At 64.6% G+C, this 19,854-nt stretch carries 19 protein-coding genes; 9 read left to right on the top strand and 10 right to left on the bottom strand.

Annotated elements, in window-relative coordinates:
* Positions 1-4: 4 nt before the first annotated feature.
* From I6F36_RS27820 to I6F36_RS27810, 3 genes are read right to left on the bottom strand one after another with little or no spacing between them, the layout of a single operon-like run.
* Positions 5-712 carry an ABC transporter ATP-binding protein gene (locus I6F36_RS27820; protein WP_036026433.1) on the bottom strand — a complete coding sequence of 236 codons (708 nt, stop codon included), beginning with the start codon at positions 710-712 and terminating at the stop codon, positions 5-7.
* A 48-nt stretch (positions 713-760) separates the two neighbouring features.
* Positions 761-1,435 (bottom strand): isoprenylcysteine carboxylmethyltransferase family protein, encoded by a 675-nt coding sequence (locus tag I6F36_RS27815; protein WP_225172577.1) that lies wholly within the window; start codon positions 1,433-1,435, stop codon positions 761-763.
* Positions 1,435-1,689, bottom strand: coding sequence for a DUF2933 domain-containing protein (locus tag I6F36_RS27810; protein ID WP_036026429.1), 255 nt, complete (start codon positions 1,687-1,689; stop codon positions 1,435-1,437). The genes I6F36_RS27815 and I6F36_RS27810 overlap by 1 nt, the downstream gene beginning before the upstream one ends.
* A gap of 181 nt (positions 1,690-1,870) precedes the next feature.
* Between I6F36_RS27810 and I6F36_RS27805 the strand changes: the two genes are divergently transcribed.
* Complete coding sequence (locus I6F36_RS27805; protein ID WP_225172576.1) at positions 1,871-2,116, top strand: hypothetical protein; 246 nt, start codon at positions 1,871-1,873, stop codon at positions 2,114-2,116.
* A 147-nt stretch (positions 2,117-2,263) separates the two neighbouring features.
* Here the strand turns inward: I6F36_RS27805 and I6F36_RS27800 are convergent, their stop codons facing one another.
* The 3 genes from I6F36_RS27800 to I6F36_RS27790 form a co-directional block, all read right to left on the bottom strand.
* Positions 2,264-2,677, bottom strand: a complete 414-nt coding sequence (locus I6F36_RS27800; RefSeq protein ID WP_225172575.1) for an SRPBCC family protein — start codon at positions 2,675-2,677, stop codon at positions 2,264-2,266.
* 428 nt (positions 2,678-3,105) lie between these two features.
* Positions 3,106-4,059, bottom strand: a complete 954-nt coding sequence (locus I6F36_RS27795) for a tetratricopeptide repeat protein (RefSeq protein ID WP_225145596.1) — start codon at positions 4,057-4,059, stop codon at positions 3,106-3,108.
* A 144-nt stretch (positions 4,060-4,203) separates the two neighbouring features.
* Positions 4,204-5,505 carry a serine hydrolase gene (locus tag I6F36_RS27790; protein WP_225172574.1) on the bottom strand — a complete coding sequence of 434 codons (1,302 nt, stop codon included), beginning with the start codon at positions 5,503-5,505 and terminating at the stop codon, positions 4,204-4,206.
* Positions 5,506-5,699: 194 nt separating this feature from the next.
* Here I6F36_RS27790 and I6F36_RS27785 point away from each other — a divergent pair, with 194 nt between their 5' ends.
* The 3 genes from I6F36_RS27785 to I6F36_RS27775 all read left to right on the top strand — a co-directional run bounded on the left by I6F36_RS27785 (position 5,700) and on the right by I6F36_RS27775 (position 8,602).
* Positions 5,700-6,920 (top strand): MFS transporter, encoded by a 1,221-nt coding sequence (locus I6F36_RS27785; protein WP_225150804.1) that lies wholly within the window; start codon positions 5,700-5,702, stop codon positions 6,918-6,920.
* A gap of 190 nt (positions 6,921-7,110) precedes the next feature.
* Positions 7,111-8,058: an ABC transporter substrate-binding protein gene (locus I6F36_RS27780; RefSeq protein WP_225172573.1), complete on the top strand. Its 948-nt coding sequence runs from the start codon at positions 7,111-7,113 to the stop codon at positions 8,056-8,058.
* A gap of 82 nt (positions 8,059-8,140) precedes the next feature.
* Positions 8,141-8,602: a GNAT family N-acetyltransferase gene (locus I6F36_RS27775; RefSeq protein WP_225150800.1), complete on the top strand. Its 462-nt coding sequence runs from the start codon at positions 8,141-8,143 to the stop codon at positions 8,600-8,602.
* Positions 8,603-9,497: 895 nt separating this feature from the next.
* On the opposite strand, the gene I6F36_RS27770 is transcribed toward I6F36_RS27775, so the two are convergent.
* A complete protein-coding gene (locus I6F36_RS27770) occupies positions 9,498-9,662 on the bottom strand; it encodes a helix-turn-helix domain-containing protein (RefSeq protein WP_162130849.1) in 165 nt (54 codons plus the stop codon).
* A gap of 246 nt (positions 9,663-9,908) precedes the next feature.
* Complete coding sequence (locus I6F36_RS27765; protein ID WP_225172572.1) at positions 9,909-12,074, bottom strand: EAL domain-containing protein; 2,166 nt, start codon at positions 12,072-12,074, stop codon at positions 9,909-9,911.
* 452 nt (positions 12,075-12,526) lie between these two features.
* On the opposite strand from I6F36_RS27765, the gene mepA reads away from it, so the two are divergent.
* The 4 genes from mepA to modC all read left to right on the top strand — a co-directional run bounded on the left by mepA (position 12,527) and on the right by modC (position 16,050).
* Positions 12,527-13,471 (top strand): penicillin-insensitive murein endopeptidase, encoded by a 945-nt coding sequence (mepA, locus tag I6F36_RS27760; RefSeq protein WP_225172571.1) that lies wholly within the window; start codon positions 12,527-12,529, stop codon positions 13,469-13,471.
* A gap of 365 nt (positions 13,472-13,836) precedes the next feature.
* Positions 13,837-14,622 (top strand): molybdate ABC transporter substrate-binding protein, encoded by a 786-nt coding sequence (modA, locus tag I6F36_RS27755; RefSeq protein ID WP_225172570.1) that lies wholly within the window; start codon positions 13,837-13,839, stop codon positions 14,620-14,622.
* 67 nt (positions 14,623-14,689) lie between these two features.
* Positions 14,690-15,385 (top strand): molybdate ABC transporter permease subunit, encoded by a 696-nt coding sequence (modB, locus tag I6F36_RS27750; protein ID WP_225114603.1) that lies wholly within the window; start codon positions 14,690-14,692, stop codon positions 15,383-15,385.
* 2 nt (positions 15,386-15,387) lie between these two features.
* Positions 15,388-16,050, top strand: a complete 663-nt coding sequence (gene modC / locus I6F36_RS27745) for a molybdenum ABC transporter ATP-binding protein (protein ID WP_036014214.1) — start codon at positions 15,388-15,390, stop codon at positions 16,048-16,050.
* 15 nt (positions 16,051-16,065) lie between these two features.
* Here the strand turns inward: modC and I6F36_RS27740 are convergent, their stop codons facing one another.
* Both I6F36_RS27740 and I6F36_RS27735 read right to left on the bottom strand, forming a co-directional pair.
* The gene (locus tag I6F36_RS27740; RefSeq protein WP_036014215.1) at positions 16,066-16,326 is read right to left on the bottom strand and encodes a PepSY domain-containing protein; all 261 of its coding nucleotides are present in this window, start codon (positions 16,324-16,326) and stop codon (positions 16,066-16,068) included.
* A gap of 136 nt (positions 16,327-16,462) precedes the next feature.
* Entirely contained in the window at positions 16,463-18,256 is a 1,794-nt protein-coding gene (locus tag I6F36_RS27735; RefSeq protein WP_225172569.1) for a potassium/proton antiporter, read from the bottom strand.
* Positions 18,257-18,464: 208 nt separating this feature from the next.
* Here I6F36_RS27735 and I6F36_RS27730 point away from each other — a divergent pair, with 208 nt between their 5' ends.
* A complete protein-coding gene (locus I6F36_RS27730) occupies positions 18,465-19,781 on the top strand; it encodes a mechanosensitive ion channel family protein (protein ID WP_225172568.1) in 1,317 nt (438 codons plus the stop codon).
* Positions 19,782-19,854 lie beyond the last annotated feature (73 nt).

The raw sequence follows: 19,854 nt of genomic DNA, 5'->3' as shown, positions 1-19,854 counted from the left end.
GTCGTCACCAGGTGAGCTCGGCGGCCTCCCGCCGGGCCTCGTTGGTCCGGATGCGGGAGATGCGACCGTCGGCGAAGAACAGCACTCGGTCGGCGACCTCCTGGATGCTGGCGTTGTGGGTGATGATGACTGTAGTGGTCCCGAGCTGCCGGTTGACGCCAAGCAGCGCCTCTATGACGCGGATGCCGGTCTTCGAATCCAACGCCCCGGTCGGCTCGTCGCAGAGCAGCACCGCCGGCCGCTTCGCGATCGCGCGGGCGATGGCGACGCGCTGCTGCTCGCCGCCGGAGAGCTGGGCGGGAAAGTGATGCATCCTCGCTTCGAGTCCGACCAGCGCGAGGGCGTCGGCCGGCCGCATCGGATTCTTGGCGACTTCGGTAACCAGCGCGACGTTTTCGTAGGCCGTGAGGCTGGGCACCAGATTGTAGAACTGGAAGACGAAGCCGACGTGATCGCGGCGGTACTTCGTGAGTTCGCGGTCCTCCAGGTCCGTTAGGTCCAGATCGCGGAAGAACAGCCGGCCGCTGGTCGGACGGTCGAGGCCGCCCATGATGTTGAGCAACGTCGTCTTGCCGCTGCCGGAGGGGCCGAGCAGCACGACCACTTCCTTCTCGGGAATGTCGAGGTCGACCTCGTTGAGGGCATGCACCATCACCTCGCCGGAGACATAGATCTTAGTCAGCGCCTTTGCGGTGAAGACGGGAACGCTCATTGACGTCCTTTAAAGCTAGCGCCGTTTGCAGGCATCTCCTCGCGAAGGTCAGCCGTGACGATAGCCGCCAGAAGAGCTATGACCGGATCGCCGGTTGAGACGGGGAATGAAGGCCGGCACCTGCGCGGCATACCGGGCATAGGCCTCGCCGAACTCGCTCCGGGCCTCACGCTCCTCGTCCCTGGCGAGCTTCACGTACATGACGGTCAACACCGGAAACATCGCCAAGGTCAGAATCGTCGGCCATTGCAACAGGAAGCCGAACATCACCAGCACGAAGCCGACATATTGCGGATGCCGGACGTAGCTGTAAGGACCGGTGGTGGCGAGGCTCCGGGTCTGCTGCGCCTCGTACAGCGTCCTCCAGGCGAGGGAGATCAGGATGAACCCGGCGCCGATGAAGATGAAGCTGACGACATGGAACGGCCCCGTGTGGGGATTGGTCTTCCAGCCGAACATCATCTCGAGCAGATGACCGGCGTCGTGCGAGAACCAGTCGACGTTCGGGTAGCGCGACTGCAGCCAACCCGACAGGAAATAGATGGTGAGCGGAAAACCGTACATCTCCGCGAACAGCGCCACCAGGAACGCGCTGAAGGCGCCGAAGGAGCGCCAGTCGCGCGAGGTCTGCGGCTTGAAGAAGCTGTAGGAAAACAGGATGAACACCGCCGAGTTGACGGTGACGAGGCTCCAGAGGCCGTAAGCAGGCGGAATGTCGTGCATCACGCGCTCCTCGAATCGTTTGGCCGGCCGCCACCGTGACGGTGACCATGGCCGCCATGCATGAAGAAATGCATCAGCGGACAGGCAAGGAGCGGCAGCCAGACCAGGAGCCCCAGCACGTGAGCCCTGTGCTCGCTGAACAGCAGCACGCCGGCGATGGCCAGGAACCCGATCAGGACCAGGCCAGCCTTGGCTCTCATGGACATGCCCGCGGCATGCCGCTGTCGATAAGCGGAATGATCCTGCACCGGCATGGGCGCGCTCCTCTCGATCCCCGCAGCATAGGAGCACCGCCGCCATCGCTTTTGACGCAGATCAAAGGCTCGCGGGAGCTGAGCGCGCGAGACAATTAGCAACCGATCGTACCTTGAGATTCGTCAAGACCGACATTGCGCCGATGCGTATCGTGGACCTTCGCAACCTGGAGGACCGAACATGATCACCAAGACGCTTCTCGCCACAATCGGCGTTGTTTCCCTGCTGGCCGTACCCGCCACGGCTCAATCCACCGACAAGGAAAAGAACGGCCATCGCTACAGCGGCGGACCCAAGACAGAAGTTCCGCACCACATGGGCAAGAAAGAAAAGACCGGCACCTCTGCCAACGCTCAATCAGGCGGTCATCACTACACGGGCGGCCCCGGCACGTCGTCGCCTCATCACATGGGCAACAAGAAATAGTTCGATCTTAGCGGCACGCGAAGGCAAGAAGAAGATGCGGCAATTCGGCAAGGTCGACATGCCGCAGGAAGCTTCATGGCCGCGCTGAAGCATGGCACCTGCATCGCAGCGTGTGCGATGCAGGCATCCACGTTCGCTGCTAATCGATCACGATTTCCTCTTTGCCTCGACGTATCGCGCAAAATTGTCGAGGATCGCCTGCCAGCCGCCCTGCTGCTGTTCGACCGAGTGCGTGGTTTCGGCGTCGAAGACGACACGGACGACAACACTCTTCGGGCCGGGCACGAACTCGACCTCGGCCTTTCGATCGCCGAACGCGTATTCGATCCGCTTGTGCTCGACGATCTTGGTGTAGGTGCCGGCGAAGTCGAAGCCCATGCTGCCGTCCTTGGCCTCCATCCGCGACGAGAAGGCGCCGCCGTCCCGCAGGTCGACCGTCGCACTGGTCGTATGCCAGTCGTCGGACGCGACATTCCACTTCACGATGTCGGCTGGCGTCGTATAGGCACGCCAGACCTGATCGATCGGGGCGGCTACGCTGGTTTCGACGGTGATCCTCATGGGCATTGCTCCAGTTGCGACTTTGACGCTCGAGTTGACGGAATCTCGCCAGCGTGCCGGGTCCATTTCCTGCACGTCCGGGACGTGTCGACCCGAGGACGATCGAGACCGGCCCATGCCGACATGGTTCGGCGTCAATGTGCCAAAAAAGTTGGAGAAGTTGTGGTGTGGGCAAGCGAAGTGTGCCTGCGCGCACGCCTCGTCCTTCGAGACGACGCTGACGCGTCTCCTCAGGATGAGGCTCATTGGGCGTCGGTGCCTGTTGAAACTGCTGCCGCGGACTCCGCCCTCATCCTGTGAGGAGACTGCTCAAGCGGGCGTCTCGAAGGATGGCCGCAGGGAAAAACTCTCAAATGCGATAGCCCTGCCCGCCAGCTTCGCTCTTCGGGCTGCGGCGGACAAGTCGCACTACCATCCTGCGCTGCTCGTCAGATCGGCCTCGTCTTCCCTCGGATGGCCATCGACCGCTTCAGGGCCTGCTGGGCATCGGCATAGCGGCCTTGATACTTGTAGAGACCGGCGAGGTTTTCCAGAACGCCGGCGAGATCCGGATGGTCAGGGCCGAGGGTTTTCTCGAAAGTGGCCGCCGACCGCTTGAACAGCCGCTCGGCCTCCGCGTTACGGCCCTGGCGCCCATAGAGCGCAGCCAGATTGTTCTGTGCCTGGGCGATGTCGGGATGATCCGGGCCGAACGCCTTCTCGGTCACCGCCATCGACCGCTTCAGCAGCCGCTCGGCATCGGCATAGCGATTGCGATTGATATAGGCGTCGGCCAAATTGTTCATCAGCACCGTGGCTTCGGGGTCGTCGGGACCGAGCGCCTTCTGCAGCACGGCGAGGCCTCGCTTGAACAGCGGTATAGCCTCATCGTATCGGCCCTGATGGCTGTAGACAGCGCCCAGATTGCTCAACGCCATCACGATCGATGGATCACCGCTTTTCTCGTGAATGGCGATCGACCGCTTGAGCACCGGCTCCGCTTCGGCGTAACGCTCTTCCGCACGGTAGAGATCGCCGAGATTGTTCAGCACCATCGCGACTTCGGCATGATTCGGACCGAGTGTCTTCTCGTCAATGGCCAGCGCGCGCTTGTACAGCGGTTCGGCAACGGCGTATTGGCCGAGATTGTAATGGATCGTGCCGAGGTCGTTCAGCGGCATCGCGACGTGCGCATCATCGGGGCCGAACTCCTTCTCGCGAAGGGCCAGCGACTTCTGGGCCAGAGGCAGCGCTTCCATGTACTTCCCGGCCCGATAGAGCTGCTTCATCTGCCGGGCCAGCGTGCCCGCCTCGTCCTCTTCGGCATGGGACGGCACGCCGAACGACAGGCTCAAGGCGAGCGCTGTGACTGCAACACAGATCGATGCTTTCAGAGCCTTCATCGCGCCTTCCCTCGTCGCTGACATCAGGGACCTACGCGCCGTTGGTGCTCCCGGAAGCCGGACAGGTTCAATGCAACCGCGGCTTTCCGACGCGACCGACCGCGCCAGCGCGGCTGTATGCCATTGGCAGGCATCAGCAATTGATCATTGCCCGAGCTGCTGCAGCACAGCAGACCACAACGCGAGCGGCTCCCTGAAGGCTCCGGGTTCGTTCGGCTTCTGGCGAACGGCCGTGTGCACCATGACGAGCTTGGAGGCGGGATCGACCAGGATGAGCTGACCGCGAATGCCGATGAGGGCAAATCGGCGCTGCTCGCCGGGGAGGAGCCACACCTGATAGCCGTAGCCGAAATAGCGCGTGGCCACGCGCGGAGCGAGATGACCGTCCTCTGGCCTGACGGTCGTGGCATCCAGCAGCCACTGCCGGGGGATCAGCTGCCGGCCTTCCCAGGCGCCGTCATGGGCGAGCAACCGGGCCAGGCGCGCATAATCGCGCAAGGTTGCGTTGAAGCAGCAATAGGCGATCTCCTGCCCGGTGCCGTCGATCACCCAGGAGGCGTCCGCCTCGGTGCCGATGGGGTCCCAGATCCGGTCGCGGAGATAGTCGGCGACCGGCGTGCCCGTGGCGGCGCGCAGGACCAAGCCGAGTATCTCCGTTTCAACGCTGGCATAGTGGAATTTGGTGCCTGGCGGCGCGGTCCGCGTGTTGAACTGCGCGACGATGGCGGCGGGATCTTTCGGCGGGCCGGCGAACAAGGCCCGCCCAAGCCGGGCGATGTCGTCGTTCCCGTCATAGACTTCCGAGAATTCGACGCCCGACGACATGTTCAACAAGGCGCGGATGGACGTGTTGCCATATTCCGTGCCTGCAAGGCCGTCGACATAGGTCGCGACGAGGTCGTCGATCGACTTGATCCGTCCCTCCGAGACCGCGATCCCGACCAGCATGGCTACCAGAGTCTTGGCCATGGACATCGAAACAAAGCGGTGGTGGTCGGTCCGTGCATATTGATAGTGCTCGTACAGGATGGTGTCGTCCCTGGCGATCAGGAGGCCCGTCGCCGGGTTGCGCTTGAGGTAATCCGCAATGCCGAGCTTTTCGGTGCCAAGACTGTAGGTGACCTGTGGCTCCGGCGCGCGCTTGAATTGCCAGAGCGTCGTCGCGCGAGCGACCCGGCGCGAGGGATAGATCTCGCCGAAATGGCTGTAGCTGCCGACGAGCTTGTCGAGCGGGGGAGCGGCGCCGCGCGTGCCGACCGGATAGCCTTCAGCCGCGCCGTAGAGCTCGGCATCGGGACCGCTATCCGAAAAGACCGGCCCCGGCGCGGCGGGCGCGCTTCGGACGTCCTGCGCGCACGCCAGGGGCGACCAGATCGCGGAAACAAAAATGACGGGCAGGAAAAGCCGGCGGCACCCGCGCGGCCTAAACGACGCTCCCCAGTTCATTGCACTTGCCTCCCCGCACGTTGGTGGGTGTGCGCTTCACGAGAACAACATCGCAGGCTGGTGACGCGCGGCATGCTATCATTGCGGGCGGGCCGTGTCAGCCTGCGGTGGCAACCCGCCTTGCTCTCGCCCCGCGGATCAGTCACCATCCCTGCCGCGCACCATCAACAAGAGCAAAAGCGCCAAGGAAACGCATGAGCAAGCCGTCACGTTTCGACTATGGCTGGGTCGTTGTCGCCGCGGGGGCGCTGATGACCTGCATCGGGTTCGGCACGATGCTGTCGCTGGCGGTGTTCCTGCAGCCGATCTCGGAGGCGATGGGCTGGTCGCGCGCCGGGGTGTCGGCTGCCGCGACGCTGGATTTCCTCTTTATGGGATTCGCCGCATTCCTATGGGGCACGCTGTCGGACCGGTTCGGCACCCGCATCGTGGTGCTCTCGGGAAGCGTTCTGCTGGGACTAGGTCTCGTCACAGCGAGCCAGGCAGCAAGCCTGTGGCAATTCCAGCTTTGCTTCGGCGTGCTGATCGGGATCGCCGTGGGCAGCTTCTACGCACCGATGATGGCGCTCGCGAGCGCCTGGATCGAAAAGAACCGCAGCCTCGCGGTGGCGCTGGTCTCGGCCGGCATGGGCGTGTCCCCGGTGACGGTCGCGCCGGCCGCGAGCTGGCTGATCACGGCCTATGATTGGCGCACCGCGATGCTGACGATCGGCATCGCTTCGTGGGCGCTGTTGATCCCCGCCTGCTTCCTGGTACGTCCGGCGCCGCCAGCCGCGGGCTCCGCAACGACGGACGCGGCGCCAGAGGTCGAGATGGGCGCGGCGCAGGCGCTGCGCACGCCGCAATTCATCGCGCTCGCAGCGGCGCATTTCGCCTGCTGCGCGGCGCATTCCGGCCCGATCTTCCACATGGTGTCCTATGCGATGGTCTGCGGCATCGCTCCGCTCACGGCAGTGACGGTCTATAGCGTCGCCGGCGTCTCAGGCCTCGGCGGACGCCTGCTGCTGGGCGCGCTGGCCGATCGCATCGGCGCGAAACCGGTCCTTGTCGGCGGGCTGTTCGTGCAGGCGATGTGCATTGCGACCTATCTGGCGGTGGCGCAGCTCGGCGAGTTCTACGCGCTCTCGGTCGTGTTCGGCCTCGCCTATGGTGGGGTGATGCCGCTCTATGCGGTGCTGGTCCGCGAGTTCTTCGGCCCGCGCATTATGGGCACGGTGTTCGGTGCCGTGTCGGCCTTCGCCAGCCTCGGCATGGCGCTCGGGCCCTGGGCCGGCGGGATCGTGTTCGATACTTTCCAGCAATACACCTGGCTGCACGCCGGCTCCTTCGCGATCGGGCTTGCGGCGGTCGCGGTGGCGCTGAGTTTTCCGACGCGGCGCAGGCCATCGCTCGATCTTAGCCGCGCGACGGCGTGACACCGGATAGTGGCGAATACCGGATCTGACTTTGCATAAATGTAAGTTTGATGGATTTCGCCTCCCTCGGTCATCCTACTTCCTGCCTTCTGGCACCGATTATCTTCGTGTACCATTGCCCTTGTGATCAGATCGTTCTGGCATCGCGAGAGGCCAAATGAGGCGGCGGACGTTTCTGAGCTTCTTGGGAATGACGGCGATATCGGCGCGCGAAGCCTTGGCCCAAAAGCGCGTTCCGGTCGTGGGATTCGTCGGATTTGCCACGCCGGAAATCGACAATGCGGTGCTCGTTCCGTTCCGGAAGGCGCTGGCCGAGCTGGGTTACGTGGAGGGCCGCACCATCGTCATCGAGGCCCACTCGACCGCCGGCGATGTGTCGCGGGGCCTTGCATTGATCGACGACCTCGTGGCCAGACAGGTGGACGTCCTGCTTTCGCCCGGCCCAGCCGCAGCACGCGCGATGATCAGGAAAACCAATATTCCCGTCGTCGCCGTGGCGCTGCCTGCGGTGCAAAGCGACCCTGAATTGTTTCAGAGCCTCGCGCGGCCGGGCGGCAGTCTCACCGGCTTCGCCGCGTTCGGCGAGGAGATGTCGGCCAAGCGCATCGAGATGATCCGGGAGATCCTGCCCTCGCTGAAGCGGATCGGCGTCTTGAACAATGCGACGGACCCGACCTTCAGCGCCTGGGGCGCGCAAACCATCGAGGAAGCACGACGCGCCGGGCTGGAACCGGTGCGCCTCGGACTGACGAGCGCGTCGCCGGCGGCGGTTGCCGAGCAATTCAACGTGCTCGCGGGCGCCGGCGGCAACGCCGTGATTGTCATTCGCGACTACATGACCGCCGCGATGCAGGACGCAATTTGCCGTATCGGCATCGACATGAAGATCGCCGTCATCGGCCAGCAGAAGGAGTTCGCCCATGCCGGCGCCCTGATCAGCTATGGCGCCGACATCGGCGACCTGTTTCGTCGCGCCGCGGGCTATGTTGATCTGATCCTGAAGGGACAAAAGCCGGCAAATATGCCGATCCAGCTGCCAACCAAATTCGAGCTGGCCGTCAATCTCAAGACCGCGCGGGCGCTCGGCGTGACGATCCCGCCCACCATCCTCGTGCTGACGGACGACGTGGTCGAGTGACGGGTCGTTGAAAATCCGCCGATTACCGCGCCGTGAGGCGGGCTCAAATCCAGTCATTCGCGAAGCTTCGGCGGAGCAGTTCATGGAATGCAGCATCCGGCCCGCGCTCGACGATGACGCCGCGGCCATCAGCGCGGTCATCTTGCGTGCGCTGCGCGAAACGAATGCGAAGGACTATACGGCGGAGATCATCGCGCGGATCGAGCCCAGCTTCGGCCCGGATGCCGTGCGCCGGCTGATCGGGCAGCGTACCGTTTTCGTCGCCACGATCGGCGGCCGCCTGGTCGGAACGGCAAGCCTCGACGGAAGCGTCGTCCGCACAGTCTTCGTTGCTCCGGACGTTCAGGCCCGCGGGATCGGCAAGCTGCTGATGGCCGAGATCGAGCGCACAGCGCGCGAGCGGAACATTTCGTCCTTGACGGTCCCTTCATCGGTCACTGCAGAGACCTTCTATGCGCGACTGGGGTTCAATGCCGTGCGCGACAGCTATTATGGGGACGAACGCACGATCATCATGGAGCGGGTGCTCATCGAGCGGACCTAGACCTGGTCCACACCATGGCAATCGCCGCGGAGAGCCCGACGCGTGGTGGTAGTTCGAGCTCTTGCGGAACCCATCGCCGACGGACGGGCGCGAGTATCTCGCCGTTCTTGCCAGTTCTGATTAGTAAGCACGAAGCCTGATGGTCCGGTCTCGATCTACCGATACGAGCTGAATTGCGCCAGTTGTGTTCGATGCGCGATTTGTAGCCGCAACGAAAGTCGCGTCGCGCTTCGAAAAGTGGAAATTAGTTTTGCGACATAATCGTAATGACTCCGACGCAAAAAAAGAAAATAGGGTGCAATCAACAAGAATATAATGGGAGGAGCAGATGGATACTGCGGGTCGCCTGCGCGCGATGGCATTATTGTGCCGTCAGACAGCCGCGCGTCATCCGGATCGAGGTTGGAAACTACTCGCGGAAGCTGAATATTGGGAGCACTTGGCCAATGATGCGCCGCTCGAGCATGTCGACCATTGCTCGGTTCGCTCACCGCTTCACCGTGAGCACGCTATGATACAATCGGCCACGGCCGACGCGAGGTGAGAGCGAAACAGAATAATTTGTTAGCTTCTGTGTGCCTAACCTGAAGAGTGCCGCCCACCGCCGATGCGGCACATTGGAATGGGAATGCCGGCCCCGGCTGTTACCCCATCCTGCGGCTGGGGCCGTTTTGAACTTTCGCAGCATCGTTCAAACCCGATCCACAACCATGCTCAGAAGCATCGCTATAGCGCTCTTCGGAAAAGGCATCTTGTCTCGGCTCGATCGAGCGCTCTCCCATGGTCGCAATACTGAGGCTGCGCCCAGCCTTGTGCGGGACATCGGCCGAGGCTTCGGGCTGTAGGGCGCCGTCCACGCGCCTCGTCGATCAGGCAGCGCCTGCCCTACCGGCGACTATTTCTTCAACAATATTCCTTTCGCTCGCGCCATTCGCCTGACTGATCCGGCGTGGCGGCCCAGTTCGGCGGCAATCTTCGATACCCCAATGCCCTGCCGGGCCAGCGTGACCAGCCGTCGAACCTCCTGCTCGGCCCATTGCTTCGGCTTCGGTGTCTTCATGGTGCGACCCCACGACCGCACGACTTAACGACGGCAGCTGACGGTCCGCACTTGGGAAATTTACGGGTGGCGCGCCCGGGCCATTATCCATCCGAACCTCCAAACGGAAATTGACCGACGCCGCGCTCTCATGCGCCACGGCCTTTGGCCTCGTTGTTGAGGCAGATCAAGGCTGCTGGCGCCGGGCAAGGCGGGAGAGGCCGATGGGCGAAGCGGTGCGTTCTTAGATATCGTGGAGGCGAGCGGTCACGCCACCAGCGCGGCGTCCTCGTTGCGGTCGATGCCGCGCTGTGCGGCCAGCAGGCTGACGATCTCCGCATTCGGCCGGGCCTTGCTGAACAGGAAGCCCTGGCCCTCATGGCAGCCTTCGGCGCGGAGGCAGCTGAGTTCGGCTTCGGTCTCGACGCCTTCGGCGGTGATGGTGACGCCAAGGCCCTTGCCGAGGCTGACGATCGAGCGGATGATCGCCTGGGCCTCGCGGTTGGCCGCGAGATCGCGCACGAAGGACTGGTCGATCTTGATCTTGTCGAACGGGAAGCTGCGTAGGTAGCTGAGGCTGGAATAGCCGGTGCCGAAATCGTCCATGGAGATGCGCACGCCGAGCGCGCGCAGCGCATGCAACGTCGCCAGCACCTGCGCGCTCTTCTCCAGGAGCAGCGTCTCGGTGATCTCGAGCTCGAGCCGCCGCGGCGCCAGGCCGGAATGTTTCAGCGCGTCAGTGACCATCGAGAGCAGATTGCCGCTGCGGAACTGGAGTGGCGACAGGTTGACCGCGACGCGGACGTCGTCGGGCCAGGCCGCGGCGTCGAGGCAGGCCCGGCGCAGCATCAGCCCGCCGAGCGGATTGATCAGGCCGGTGTCTTCGGCGACCGGAATGAACTCGGCCGGCGACACCATGCCGCGCTCGGCATGCGGCCAGCGCACCAGCGCCTCGAAGCCGGTGATGCGGCCGCTCGCGAGGTCGATCAGCGGCTGGTAGTACGGCCGCAGCACGTCATTCTGGATCGCATCGCGCAGCTCGACCTCGATCTTGCGGCGGCTCTGCGCCTTCGCGTCGAGTGCGGCCTCGAAGAAGGCGAAGCTGCCGCGCGCGTCCAGCTTGGCCCGCGACAGCGCCATGTCGGCGCTCTTGAGCAGCTTTTCGGAATCCTCGCCGTCGCCCGGCGCCATCGCGATGCCGATCGAGGCACCGATCACCACGGAATGACCGTCGAGCAGATAGGGATCGGCAATGGCCGCCAGGAGGCGCTTGGCCAGCATCACCGCGTCCTCGGGACGCGCCAGCCCGCTCTGCAGAACCGCGAACTCGTCGGAATTGAGCCGCGCCAGCGCGTCCTCTTCCCGCAAGGTGGAGCGTAGTCGCTTGGCGACGCCGCGCAGCAGCTTGTCGCCGACCGCATGCCCCAGCGTGTCGTTGACCGCCTTGAAATTATCCAGTCCCAGCATCAGAAGCGCGACCTTCTCCGAGCCGCGGCGCGTGTGCAGCAGCATCTCGTCCATCTGCTGCCGCAGCAGGTTGCGATTGGGCAGACCGGTCAGCCCGTCATGCTGGGCCATGAAGGCGAGTCGCGCCTCCGCGCGCTTGCGCTCGGTGATGTCCATCAGCGCGAGCAGCACCGCGGGCCGCTCGGCGTAAGTCAGTTCGCGGGAATAGATTGCAAGGTCGATCAGCGCGCCGTCGGCCTTGACGTGCTTCCAGGTGCGGCCGGCCTGATCCTCGCCGGTCCCATCGACGGTCCAGGGCGGCACGCTTTCGAATGCCTGCAAGGACCGGATCTTCAATCGCTCGAACTCGGCGCGGCTGTAGCCATAATGCGCGACCGCGGCATCGTTGACGCCGAGGATGCGCTCGTCGTCCAGCGCGCAGACGATCATGGGCACGGGATTGCCGTCGAACAGCAGGCGGAACGAGGCCTCGCGCTGCTTGAGCTCGGTGATATCGACGCGCAGGCCGACGACGCCGCCGTCATCGGTCAAGCGCTCGTCGATCAGGATGACGCGGCCGTCCGACAGCTTCTGCTCGTGGCGCGCGCCGGGCTTGTAGAGTTTTTGCAGGCGCTCTGCGATCCAGGCTTCTTCATTGCCGATGGCCTCGGGATAGTCGCCGCGGGCGACGCCGATGCGCAGCGTGTCCTCGAGCCGCGCGCCCTCCTCGAACAGATCGGCGGTCTTGCTGTAGATCTCGGCGTATTTCCTGTTCCAGAGGACGTAGCGGCCTTCGGCGTCGAGAAACACGATGCCCTGCGGCAGGATGTCGATGGCCTGGCGCAGGCGCTCATGCGACTTGCGCGCCTCCGCGATCGCGGCTTCCGCCTCGGCACGGCTGCGCAGGATTTCGTCGTGTTCGGAAAGGGCACGGTGCGCGCGCGCGAAGCGCGGCTTGCGCGCCTTTTGGCCGGCGCGGGCAAGCACGCTTTGCTTTCGCTTTCTTGTTCTTCGAGACCCCAAACTCAACTTCACTCGTCCCAGTCGCGTCCAGCGGCCGCAAGTTTTGAGGCAAGTGTCTGAAAAAAAAGTAATCTTAGCCAGCCGCGGTCCGCGCGCGGCGCGCTTACTGCCTGTTTGCGCGGCGTGGCGGGCGGCGGCAGGCGCCATCAGACTGAGTGCGGCGCCGCAATCAATGAGCGATCTGGCGCAAAATTGCGCGCGCGCCTGAATCGGTTCCGAAATTGCGCGCGATTGCATGCGAACCGCAAAATTTTCTGCGCGCTGCGCACGAATTTTGGTCAATGCAGGATACGGTTATTACACCCTTAAGAAACGGCGGGTCGAGACGCGATTCGGGGCGCGCTGCGATGAGCCGGCGGCGGGCTCGTCGCCTCGTTCTTAACCCTGGTGCAGCATTGGGTTATAAGAGCGTCAGCATGAGTCGCCGCAGCATCACCCTCCTCCTGCTCTCGTTCGTCTGCCTGGGCGCCGGTGGCGCGCTGGCCCAGGACCGTGGCAGCATCAACCCGAAGCCGCTGCCGCCGCTCGCCAATCCCAACGACCCCGATCTCGCCGCCAAGGAATTGTTCGCGCGCAAGCTGCTGCCATCGAAGGGGCCGGCCCACGTCATCGGCTCCTACACCAGGGGCTGCATCGGCGGCGCCGCGCAGATGCCGGTCAACGGCGACAATTGGCAGGTGATGCGGCTGTCGCGCAATCGCAGCTACGGTCATCCCGACATGATCGCGCTGATCAGGCGGCTCGCAGCCAAGGCGCACAAGGACGCCGGCTGGCCCGGCATCCTGGTCGGCGACATCGCCCAGCCGCGCGGCGGGCCGGCGCTGTCAGGCCATGCCAGCCACCAGATCGGTCTCGACGCCGACATCTGGCTGACGCCGATGCCGGACCGCCGGCTCTCGCGCGAGGAGCGCGAGGAAATGTCTGCGGTGATGATGGTGCGCCAGGACCGGCTCGACATCGACCCAAAAGTGTTCACACCAAGCCATGTGCTGGTGCTGCGCGCCGCGGCGCGAGAGCCCGCCGTGCAGCGCATCTTCGTCAACGCCGCGATCAAGAAGGCGCTGTGCCGCGAGGCCAAGGGCGACCGCGCCTGGCTGTCGAAGATCCGCCCCTGGTGGGGCCACGACTACCACTTCCACATCCGCATGCACTGCCCGGCGGGCGCCGGCGAATGCGAGGGCCAGCCGTCACAGCCAGAGGACGAAGGCTGCAAGCCCGCCGATCTCGCCTACTGGTTCTCCGATGCGGTGCTGCACCCCAAGCCGCCGCCCGAGCCGCCCAAGCCGAAACCGCCGATGACGCTCGCGCAGATGCCGGCAACCTGCAAGGCGGTGCTGCATGCAGGGGATGCGAAGCCGTAAGGTTCGTCCGCGGACGTCGTCCCGGGGCGCGCAGCGAGCCCGGCACCCATAACCACAGGGAGTGATACTTGCGCGAAGCAGGTCACTCCGAGTCTTCGCCCGACGCAATCCTGTGGTTATGGATCCCGGGCTCGCGCTACGCGCGCCCCGGGATGACGAACTCGCCGGCCCGATAGAAGCTGGCCGACAAACGGCCGGCTTTGACCTGCGGCTACGGCCTGCTATGTTTGCACTGCGATATCCCCGCCGGCCGTAAGCCGTCGCTAGGGACCGTGGAACAGCGCGTCCGCCCGTCGCATCTGACCAGCCAACGCCAGATTTCGCGCGTGCAACCTTGCGCGCGCGAGCCCGCACGGAGCGCATCCATGTTTCGTCTATCAGGACTTTTCACCGCCTTCGTCATTCTCGCCAGCACGGCCGTCGCGCCCGCCGCGGCCGAGGACAAGACCATCACCGTGTTCGCCGCCGCCTCGATGAAGAACGCGCTGGACGAGATCGACGCTGCCTACACCGCCAGGACCGGCGTCAAGTTCAGCGTCAGCTACGCCGCTAGCTCGGTGCTGGCCAAGCAGATCGAGCAGGGTGCGCCGGCCGACGTGTTCGTCTCGGCCGACACCGACTGGATGGACTACGCGATCGCCAAGAAGACCATCAACGAGCCTTCCAGAGTGAATCTGCTCGGCAACAGCATCGTGCTGATCGCGCCGAAGGATTCCAAGATCGACAGCGTGACGATCGCGCCAGGTTTCGATCTCGCCAAGCTCGCCGGCGACGGCAGGATCGCGACCGGTGACGTCAGGTCGGTCCCTGCAGGCAAATACGCCAAGGCAGCGCTGGAAAAGCTCCGGGCCTGGCAGGCGGCAGAGCCGAAATTCGCCATGGCCGAGAGCGTGCGCGCCGCGCTGACGCTGGTCGCGCGCGGCGAGGCCGTGCTCGGCATCGTCTATTCCACCGACGCCAAGGTCGAGCCGGGCGTGAAGATCGTCGGCACCTTCCCGCCGGATTCGCATCCTGCGATCATCTATCCGGTCGCGGCGACCAGCACCGCCAAGCCGGAGGCGAACGGCTATCTCGCCTTCCTGCGCTCGGCGGCGGCCAAGGCCATCTTGGAAAAATACGGCTTCAAGTTCCTGATCAGCCCCACAACCTGATTGTTGCGACCTGATTCCTGCAAACCTGATTTTGCAACCTGTTTCTGCGACCTGATATGACGGCTTGATGTTCGACATCTCTCCCGCCGAATGGACGGCGATCCTGCTTTCGCTCAGGGTCGCCGTCATTGCCACGCTGGTCGCGACGCCGTTCGGCATTGCGCTGGCGTGGCTGCTCGCGCGGCGTGATTTCTGGGGCAAGTCGGTGCTCGACGCACTCGTGCATCTGCCCCTGGTGCTACCGCCCGTCGTCACCGGTTATCTGCTGCTGCTCAGCTTCGGTCGCAAAGGCCTCATTGGCAGCTTTCTCGCCGACCATCTCGGCATCGTCTTCGCGTTCCGCTGGACCGGTGCTGCGCTCGCCTGCGGCGTGATGGCGTTTCCGCTGCTGGTGCGGCCGATGCGACTGTCGATCGAGGCGATCGACCGCCGGCTTGAGCAGGCTGCGGAGACCCTCGGCGCAGCGCCGTGGAAAGTGTTCTTCACGGTGACGCTGCCGCTGGCGCTGCCGGGCGTGCTCGCCGGCATGGTGCTGGGCTTTGCCAAGGCGATCGGCGAGTTCGGCGCCACCATCACCTTCGTCTCCAACATTCCAGGAGAGACCCAGACGATTTCGTCCGCGATCTATTCGCTGATCCAGACGCCGGACGGCGATGCCGCTGCGGGAAGGCTCGTGATCGTCTCGATCGTGCTCGCGATCGGTGCGCTGATCGCGGCCGAATGGTTCGCCCGCCGCGCCACGCAGCGGCTGCACGGGAATTGACCATGCTGCGCGTCGACGTCGAAAAACAGCTCGGTGAATTCTCGCTGTCCGCTTCCTTCAGCAGCGAGGGGCGCGTCATCGGGCTGTTCGGCGCCTCGGGCGCCGGCAAGAGCTCGCTGGTCAACATGATCGCCGGCCTGCTGCGGCCCGATCGCGGCACCATCGCGATCGACGGCGAGATCGTCGACGACACCGCGGCCGGCATTCACGTGCCCACTTACCGCCGCCGCATCGGCTACGTGTTCCAAGATGCGCGGCTGTTTCCGCATCTGAGCGTGGCGCAAAACCTCGACTACGGACGGCGAATGAACGGGCTTGCGCCCGATCCGGCGCAGCACAAGCGCATCATCGACCTGCTCGACATCGGCGCGCTCAGGGATCGCCGTCCCGGGAAGCTGTCCGGCGGCGAGCGCCAGCGCGTCGCGCTCGGCCGCGCGCTGCTGTCGAAGCCGCGCCTCCTGCTGCTCGACGAGCCGCTCGGCGCGCTCGACGAGGGCCGCAAGCTCGAGATCCTGCCCTACCTGGTGCGACTGCGCGACGAGGCCAATGTGCCGATGGTCTATGTCAGCCACGACGTCGCCGAGCTGCGCCAGCTCGCGACGCAGATCGTGATGCTGAAGCAGGGACGGGTGACGTCGTTCGGCGGGGTGAAGGTGCTGACGTGATCGGGCCAACCCCGGCTACCAGCCGCGGTCGACGTTTCGCACTTCGCCGGTCCGGGCATCCACATCGACCTCGATCCAGCGGCCGGCGCGGTCGCGGCCCTCAATCTGCCATTCGTCGCCGAGGAAGTTCGTGTGCGACACCGTCGCAACGCCAAGATCGGTCGCGACGTCAAGCGCAACCTGCATCGAGATCTGATCGCCGGTGTCGTAGGCCATCGCCGGCGCCGCTGCGCCCAGCACGAGGACAGTCGCGATCGGAAGGGCGAACTTTCGCATTGGCGTACTCCTGTCAGTCCAAACTTCTATACAGCTTAGAACGAGAGGCAATGCGGAGCGTTCCGGATCCGGATGTCACGAAGCCGCGCAAAACTTCGGCGGTTGCGGCGATTTGGTGGCAGTTCCTCTTCGCAAGTCAAACTCCGGCGACCGAAGTCCAGACATCGGCGAGCTTCTTTCTCACGGCCTGCGCGCGGGTCAGCGGCGGCGGCGTTTCGTCTTCTTCCGGCAGACGCAGGCCGACGACGTTGACGCGGCCGCCGGAGATTGATCGTGCGACCAGCACGATCTCGTCCAGCGGCAGCTCGGCGCCCTCTTTCGGCGCGTGGTCGAGATGGACGTCGAAATAATCTGCCAGGGTCAGCTTGCCGTCGTCCTCGCCGACCTTCACACCGTAGATCGCGGCGAGCTCGGCGAGCGTGTGCTCGCCGGAGACCATGAAGTCGCCGAGCAGATGCGGATCGGGCGCGGTGCTCGGCTGCATGTCGACGAAGAAACGGTCGAGCGCTTCGGCCTTTTCCGGCGGCGCCAGCAGATAGATGTAGTCGCCCGGTGCGATTGGATCGGCCTCCGTCGGCGTCAGGATGTGCTCGTTGCGGATCACCAGTGTCGGCTTGGACCAGGACGGGATCAGGCCGCGGCGGAAATACAGGCTCTTGGGCCGCACCGGATAGCCGACCAGCTGCTGCTCGAGCTGGCCGGGCAGATCGAGCTCGACGCGGCGGGGGCCGCGGTCGGCACGGGGCAGCGCCACGTGCAGCTTGCGCGCGGCCGGCGCCAGGGTCCAGCCTTGCAGCAGAAGCGAGATGATGACGACGACAAAGGCCACGTCGAAATAGAGATAGGCCTTGGGCAGCCCGACCAGCATCGGGATCGAGGCCAGGAAGATCGCGACCGCACCGCGGAGGCCCGTCCAGGCGATGAAAATCTTCTCACGCCAGTTGAAGCGGAACGGCGACAGGCACACGAACACCGCGAGCGGGCGCGCCACCAGCATCAAGACGAGCGCGACGGCGACCGCTGGCAGCACGCTGGAACCCAACCGACTCGGCGAGACCAGAAGGCCGAGCAGCACGAACATCACGATCTGCGCCAGCCAGGTCGCGGCGTCGAGGAACGTCACCACCGAATTATGCGCGCGGGTCGGCCGGTTGCCGATGATGATGCCGGCGAGATAGACCGCGAGGAAGCCGGAGGCGTGCATGATCTGCGAGCCGCCGAAGATCACGAGCGCGGCCGTGGTCACGAAGGGCGCATGCAGGCCCTGCGGCAGGGCGACCTTGTTGAGCGCGATGACGACGAGGCGGCCGCCGAACACGCCGACGACAGCACCCAGCACCGCCTCCTGGATGAACTCCATCAGCACATGGCCGGGCGAGCTCGATCCCAGCGAGATGTATTCGACCAGCATCAAGGTGAGGAAGATCGCGAAGGGATCGTTGGTGCCGGATTCCGCCTCCAGCGTCGCGCCGACGCGCGGGCGCAGACGCAGGCCCTGGGTGTGCACCAGCAGGAACACGGCCGCAGCGTCGGTCGAGGCCACCACCGCCCCGACCAGCAGCGACTCCGACCAGTTGAGGTCGAGCGCATATTTGGCGAACGGCGCCGTGACCAGCGCGGTCAGCAGCACGCCGACTGTCGCGAGCACCACGGACGGCGCAAGCACGGTGCGGATGCTGGCAAAGCGCGTGCGCAGGCCGCCGTCGAACAGGATCAGGGCGAGCGCGACGGAGCCGACCAGATAGGTGGTGCGGACGTCGTCGAACTGGAGCTGACCTGGGCCGGAATCGCCGGCGAGCATGCCGATGATGAGGAAGACGAGCAGCAAGGGCGCGCCGAAGCGCAGCGCAAGCAGGCTCGAGAGGATGCCGGCCATGACGAGGACGGCGCCGAGCAATATGGCGAGACTGACGGAGTCGAGGGAAGCCATCCACCTTCCGGGTAAGAAATCGCTGGAATTTCATCCTTATCGTCGGTGGACTCGCGCGCCAACCCATTTTCGCGCTTCGCGGCAATCTGCCCGTATTTTACGGCCTTAACGCGCTTCACTTCACGGTGTATCGATGGCCCGGCCGCGTCCTTTGTGGGATTGTCCGGCGCCCTCGAATCAATTCCTCCCCGCTTGCCGACGAGACCCGATGGACATGGACCTCAAAGACTTCATGGAGTTCGTGCAGACCACCGCACGCAGCGTCGGGGCAGAATTCTCCTCACCCTGGTTCTACCTGCAATTCGGCCTCATCCTGGCCGCCGCCGGCATCGCCTATGCCGCGGAGGCCGCCATTCGCAGCCGTGCCGACCTGACCTCGCTGGCGATGCGCTGGCCGCTGCCGCTCCGGCATTTCGTCCGGGTCATGGTCGCCAGCGCCTCGACGGCGGTGTTCACGCTGCTCGTGATCGTCTCGCGCGTGGTGATGTATCACGCGACCTGGCCGAGCCGTTCCTATCTCCTGATGGTCGCAGCCAAGCTTGGTTTCGCATGGCTCGTGATCCGGCTCGTGACCTCGGTGCTGCGCAACGCCTTCATCGTCAAGCTGGTGTCGATCACGGCATGGTTCATCGCCGCGCTCTCCATCGTGGGCCAGCTCGATGCGACGGTCGACCTATTGGATTCCTTCGCGATCGTGCTCGGCGGCCTCAGGCTGACCCCCCTCCTGGCGCTGAAGGCCGGCGCGCTGCTGCTGATCGCACTCTGGCTCACCAACATCGCCAGCAATTTCGCCGAGAGCCGGATCAATTCGACCACCGATCTGACGCCGTCGGTGCAGGTGCTGCTGGTCAAGATCATCCGCATCGGGCTGCTCACGGTCGCCATCGTGATCGCGCTCGGCGCGGTCGGAATCGACCTGTCGGCGCTCGCGGTGTTCTCCGGCGCGGTCGGCGTCGGCATCGGTATCGGCCTGCAGAAGATCGTCGCCAATTTCATCTCTGGCATCATCCTGCTCGCCGACAAATCGGTGAAGCCCGGCGATCTCGTCACCATCGGCGACAACACCGGCCGCATCAGCGCGATGAAGACGCGCTATATTTCCGTCGCTGCCGGCGACGGGCGCGAATTCCTGGTCCCGAACGAAGATCTGGTGACGCAGAAGGTCGTTAACTGGACCTATACCGACAAGAACACGCTGGTGAAGATCGCCTTCGGCACCAATTACGACGCCGACCCGAAGCTGGTTTGTACGCTCGCCGCCGAGACCGCCGCCGCTCATCCGCGCGCGCAGAAGGGCAAGCCGCCGACCTGTCTCCTGACCGAGTTCGCGGAAGCCGGGATGAAGTTCTCGCTGACCTTCTGGATCGCCGACCCCGACGGCATGGACAAGGTCAAGAGCGACGTGATGCTGGAGCTATGGGACGCCTTCAAGCGCGAGGGCATCCGGGTTCCCTATCCCGTCCGCGAAATCCGTATCCGCGGCGGCGCCCTGCCGGTGGAAACCGCCGTGGAAGTCCCGAATTAAGACGCTTTCGTAAGCCAAGGCTGGTAGGGCTCTTGTTTTGACGCGTTTTCTTCACGCGAACCGGTAGCCACTT

Source organism: Bradyrhizobium sp. BRP19, assembly GCF_020194195.1.
GTDB lineage: Bacteria > Pseudomonadota > Alphaproteobacteria > Rhizobiales > Xanthobacteraceae > Bradyrhizobium > Bradyrhizobium yuanmingense.
The sequence above is the reverse complement of the archived record's forward strand: the minus strand, read 5'-3'. Positions and strand labels throughout refer to the sequence as shown.

What these genes read in the sequence shown, in the direction of transcription:
- I6F36_RS27735 (WP_225172569.1), bottom strand. Translation starts at nt 18,256, where the DNA reads ATGGCTTCCCTCGACTCCGTCAGTCTCGCCATATTGCTCGGCGCCGTC.
- I6F36_RS27730 (WP_225172568.1), top strand. Translation starts at nt 18,465, where the DNA reads ATGGACATGGACCTCAAAGACTTCATGGAGTTCGTGCAGACCACCGCA.
- mepA (WP_225172571.1), top strand. Translation starts at nt 12,527, where the DNA reads ATGAGTCGCCGCAGCATCACCCTCCTCCTGCTCTCGTTCGTCTGCCTG.
- I6F36_RS27820 (WP_036026433.1), bottom strand. Translation starts at nt 712, where the DNA reads ATGAGCGTTCCCGTCTTCACCGCAAAGGCGCTGACTAAGATCTATGTC.
- I6F36_RS27785 (WP_225150804.1), top strand. Translation starts at nt 5,700, where the DNA reads ATGAGCAAGCCGTCACGTTTCGACTATGGCTGGGTCGTTGTCGCCGCG.
- I6F36_RS27775 (WP_225150800.1), top strand. Translation starts at nt 8,141, where the DNA reads ATGGAATGCAGCATCCGGCCCGCGCTCGACGATGACGCCGCGGCCATC.
- modB (WP_225114603.1), top strand. Translation starts at nt 14,690, where the DNA reads ATGTTCGACATCTCTCCCGCCGAATGGACGGCGATCCTGCTTTCGCTC.
- I6F36_RS27805 (WP_225172576.1), top strand. Translation starts at nt 1,871, where the DNA reads ATGATCACCAAGACGCTTCTCGCCACAATCGGCGTTGTTTCCCTGCTG.
- I6F36_RS27810 (WP_036026429.1), bottom strand. Translation starts at nt 1,689, where the DNA reads ATGCCGGTGCAGGATCATTCCGCTTATCGACAGCGGCATGCCGCGGGC.
- modA (WP_225172570.1), top strand. Translation starts at nt 13,837, where the DNA reads ATGTTTCGTCTATCAGGACTTTTCACCGCCTTCGTCATTCTCGCCAGC.
- I6F36_RS27780 (WP_225172573.1), top strand. Translation starts at nt 7,111, where the DNA reads ATGACGGCGATATCGGCGCGCGAAGCCTTGGCCCAAAAGCGCGTTCCG.
- I6F36_RS27770 (WP_162130849.1), bottom strand. Translation starts at nt 9,662, where the DNA reads ATGAAGACACCGAAGCCGAAGCAATGGGCCGAGCAGGAGGTTCGACGG.
- modC (WP_036014214.1), top strand. Translation starts at nt 15,388, where the DNA reads ATGCTGCGCGTCGACGTCGAAAAACAGCTCGGTGAATTCTCGCTGTCC.
- I6F36_RS27790 (WP_225172574.1), bottom strand. Translation starts at nt 5,505, where the DNA reads ATGAACTGGGGAGCGTCGTTTAGGCCGCGCGGGTGCCGCCGGCTTTTC.
- I6F36_RS27740 (WP_036014215.1), bottom strand. Translation starts at nt 16,326, where the DNA reads ATGCGAAAGTTCGCCCTTCCGATCGCGACTGTCCTCGTGCTGGGCGCA.
- I6F36_RS27800 (WP_225172575.1), bottom strand. Translation starts at nt 2,677, where the DNA reads ATGAGGATCACCGTCGAAACCAGCGTAGCCGCCCCGATCGATCAGGTC.
- I6F36_RS27795 (WP_225145596.1), bottom strand. Translation starts at nt 4,059, where the DNA reads ATGAAGGCTCTGAAAGCATCGATCTGTGTTGCAGTCACAGCGCTCGCC.
- I6F36_RS27815 (WP_225172577.1), bottom strand. Translation starts at nt 1,435, where the DNA reads ATGCACGACATTCCGCCTGCTTACGGCCTCTGGAGCCTCGTCACCGTC.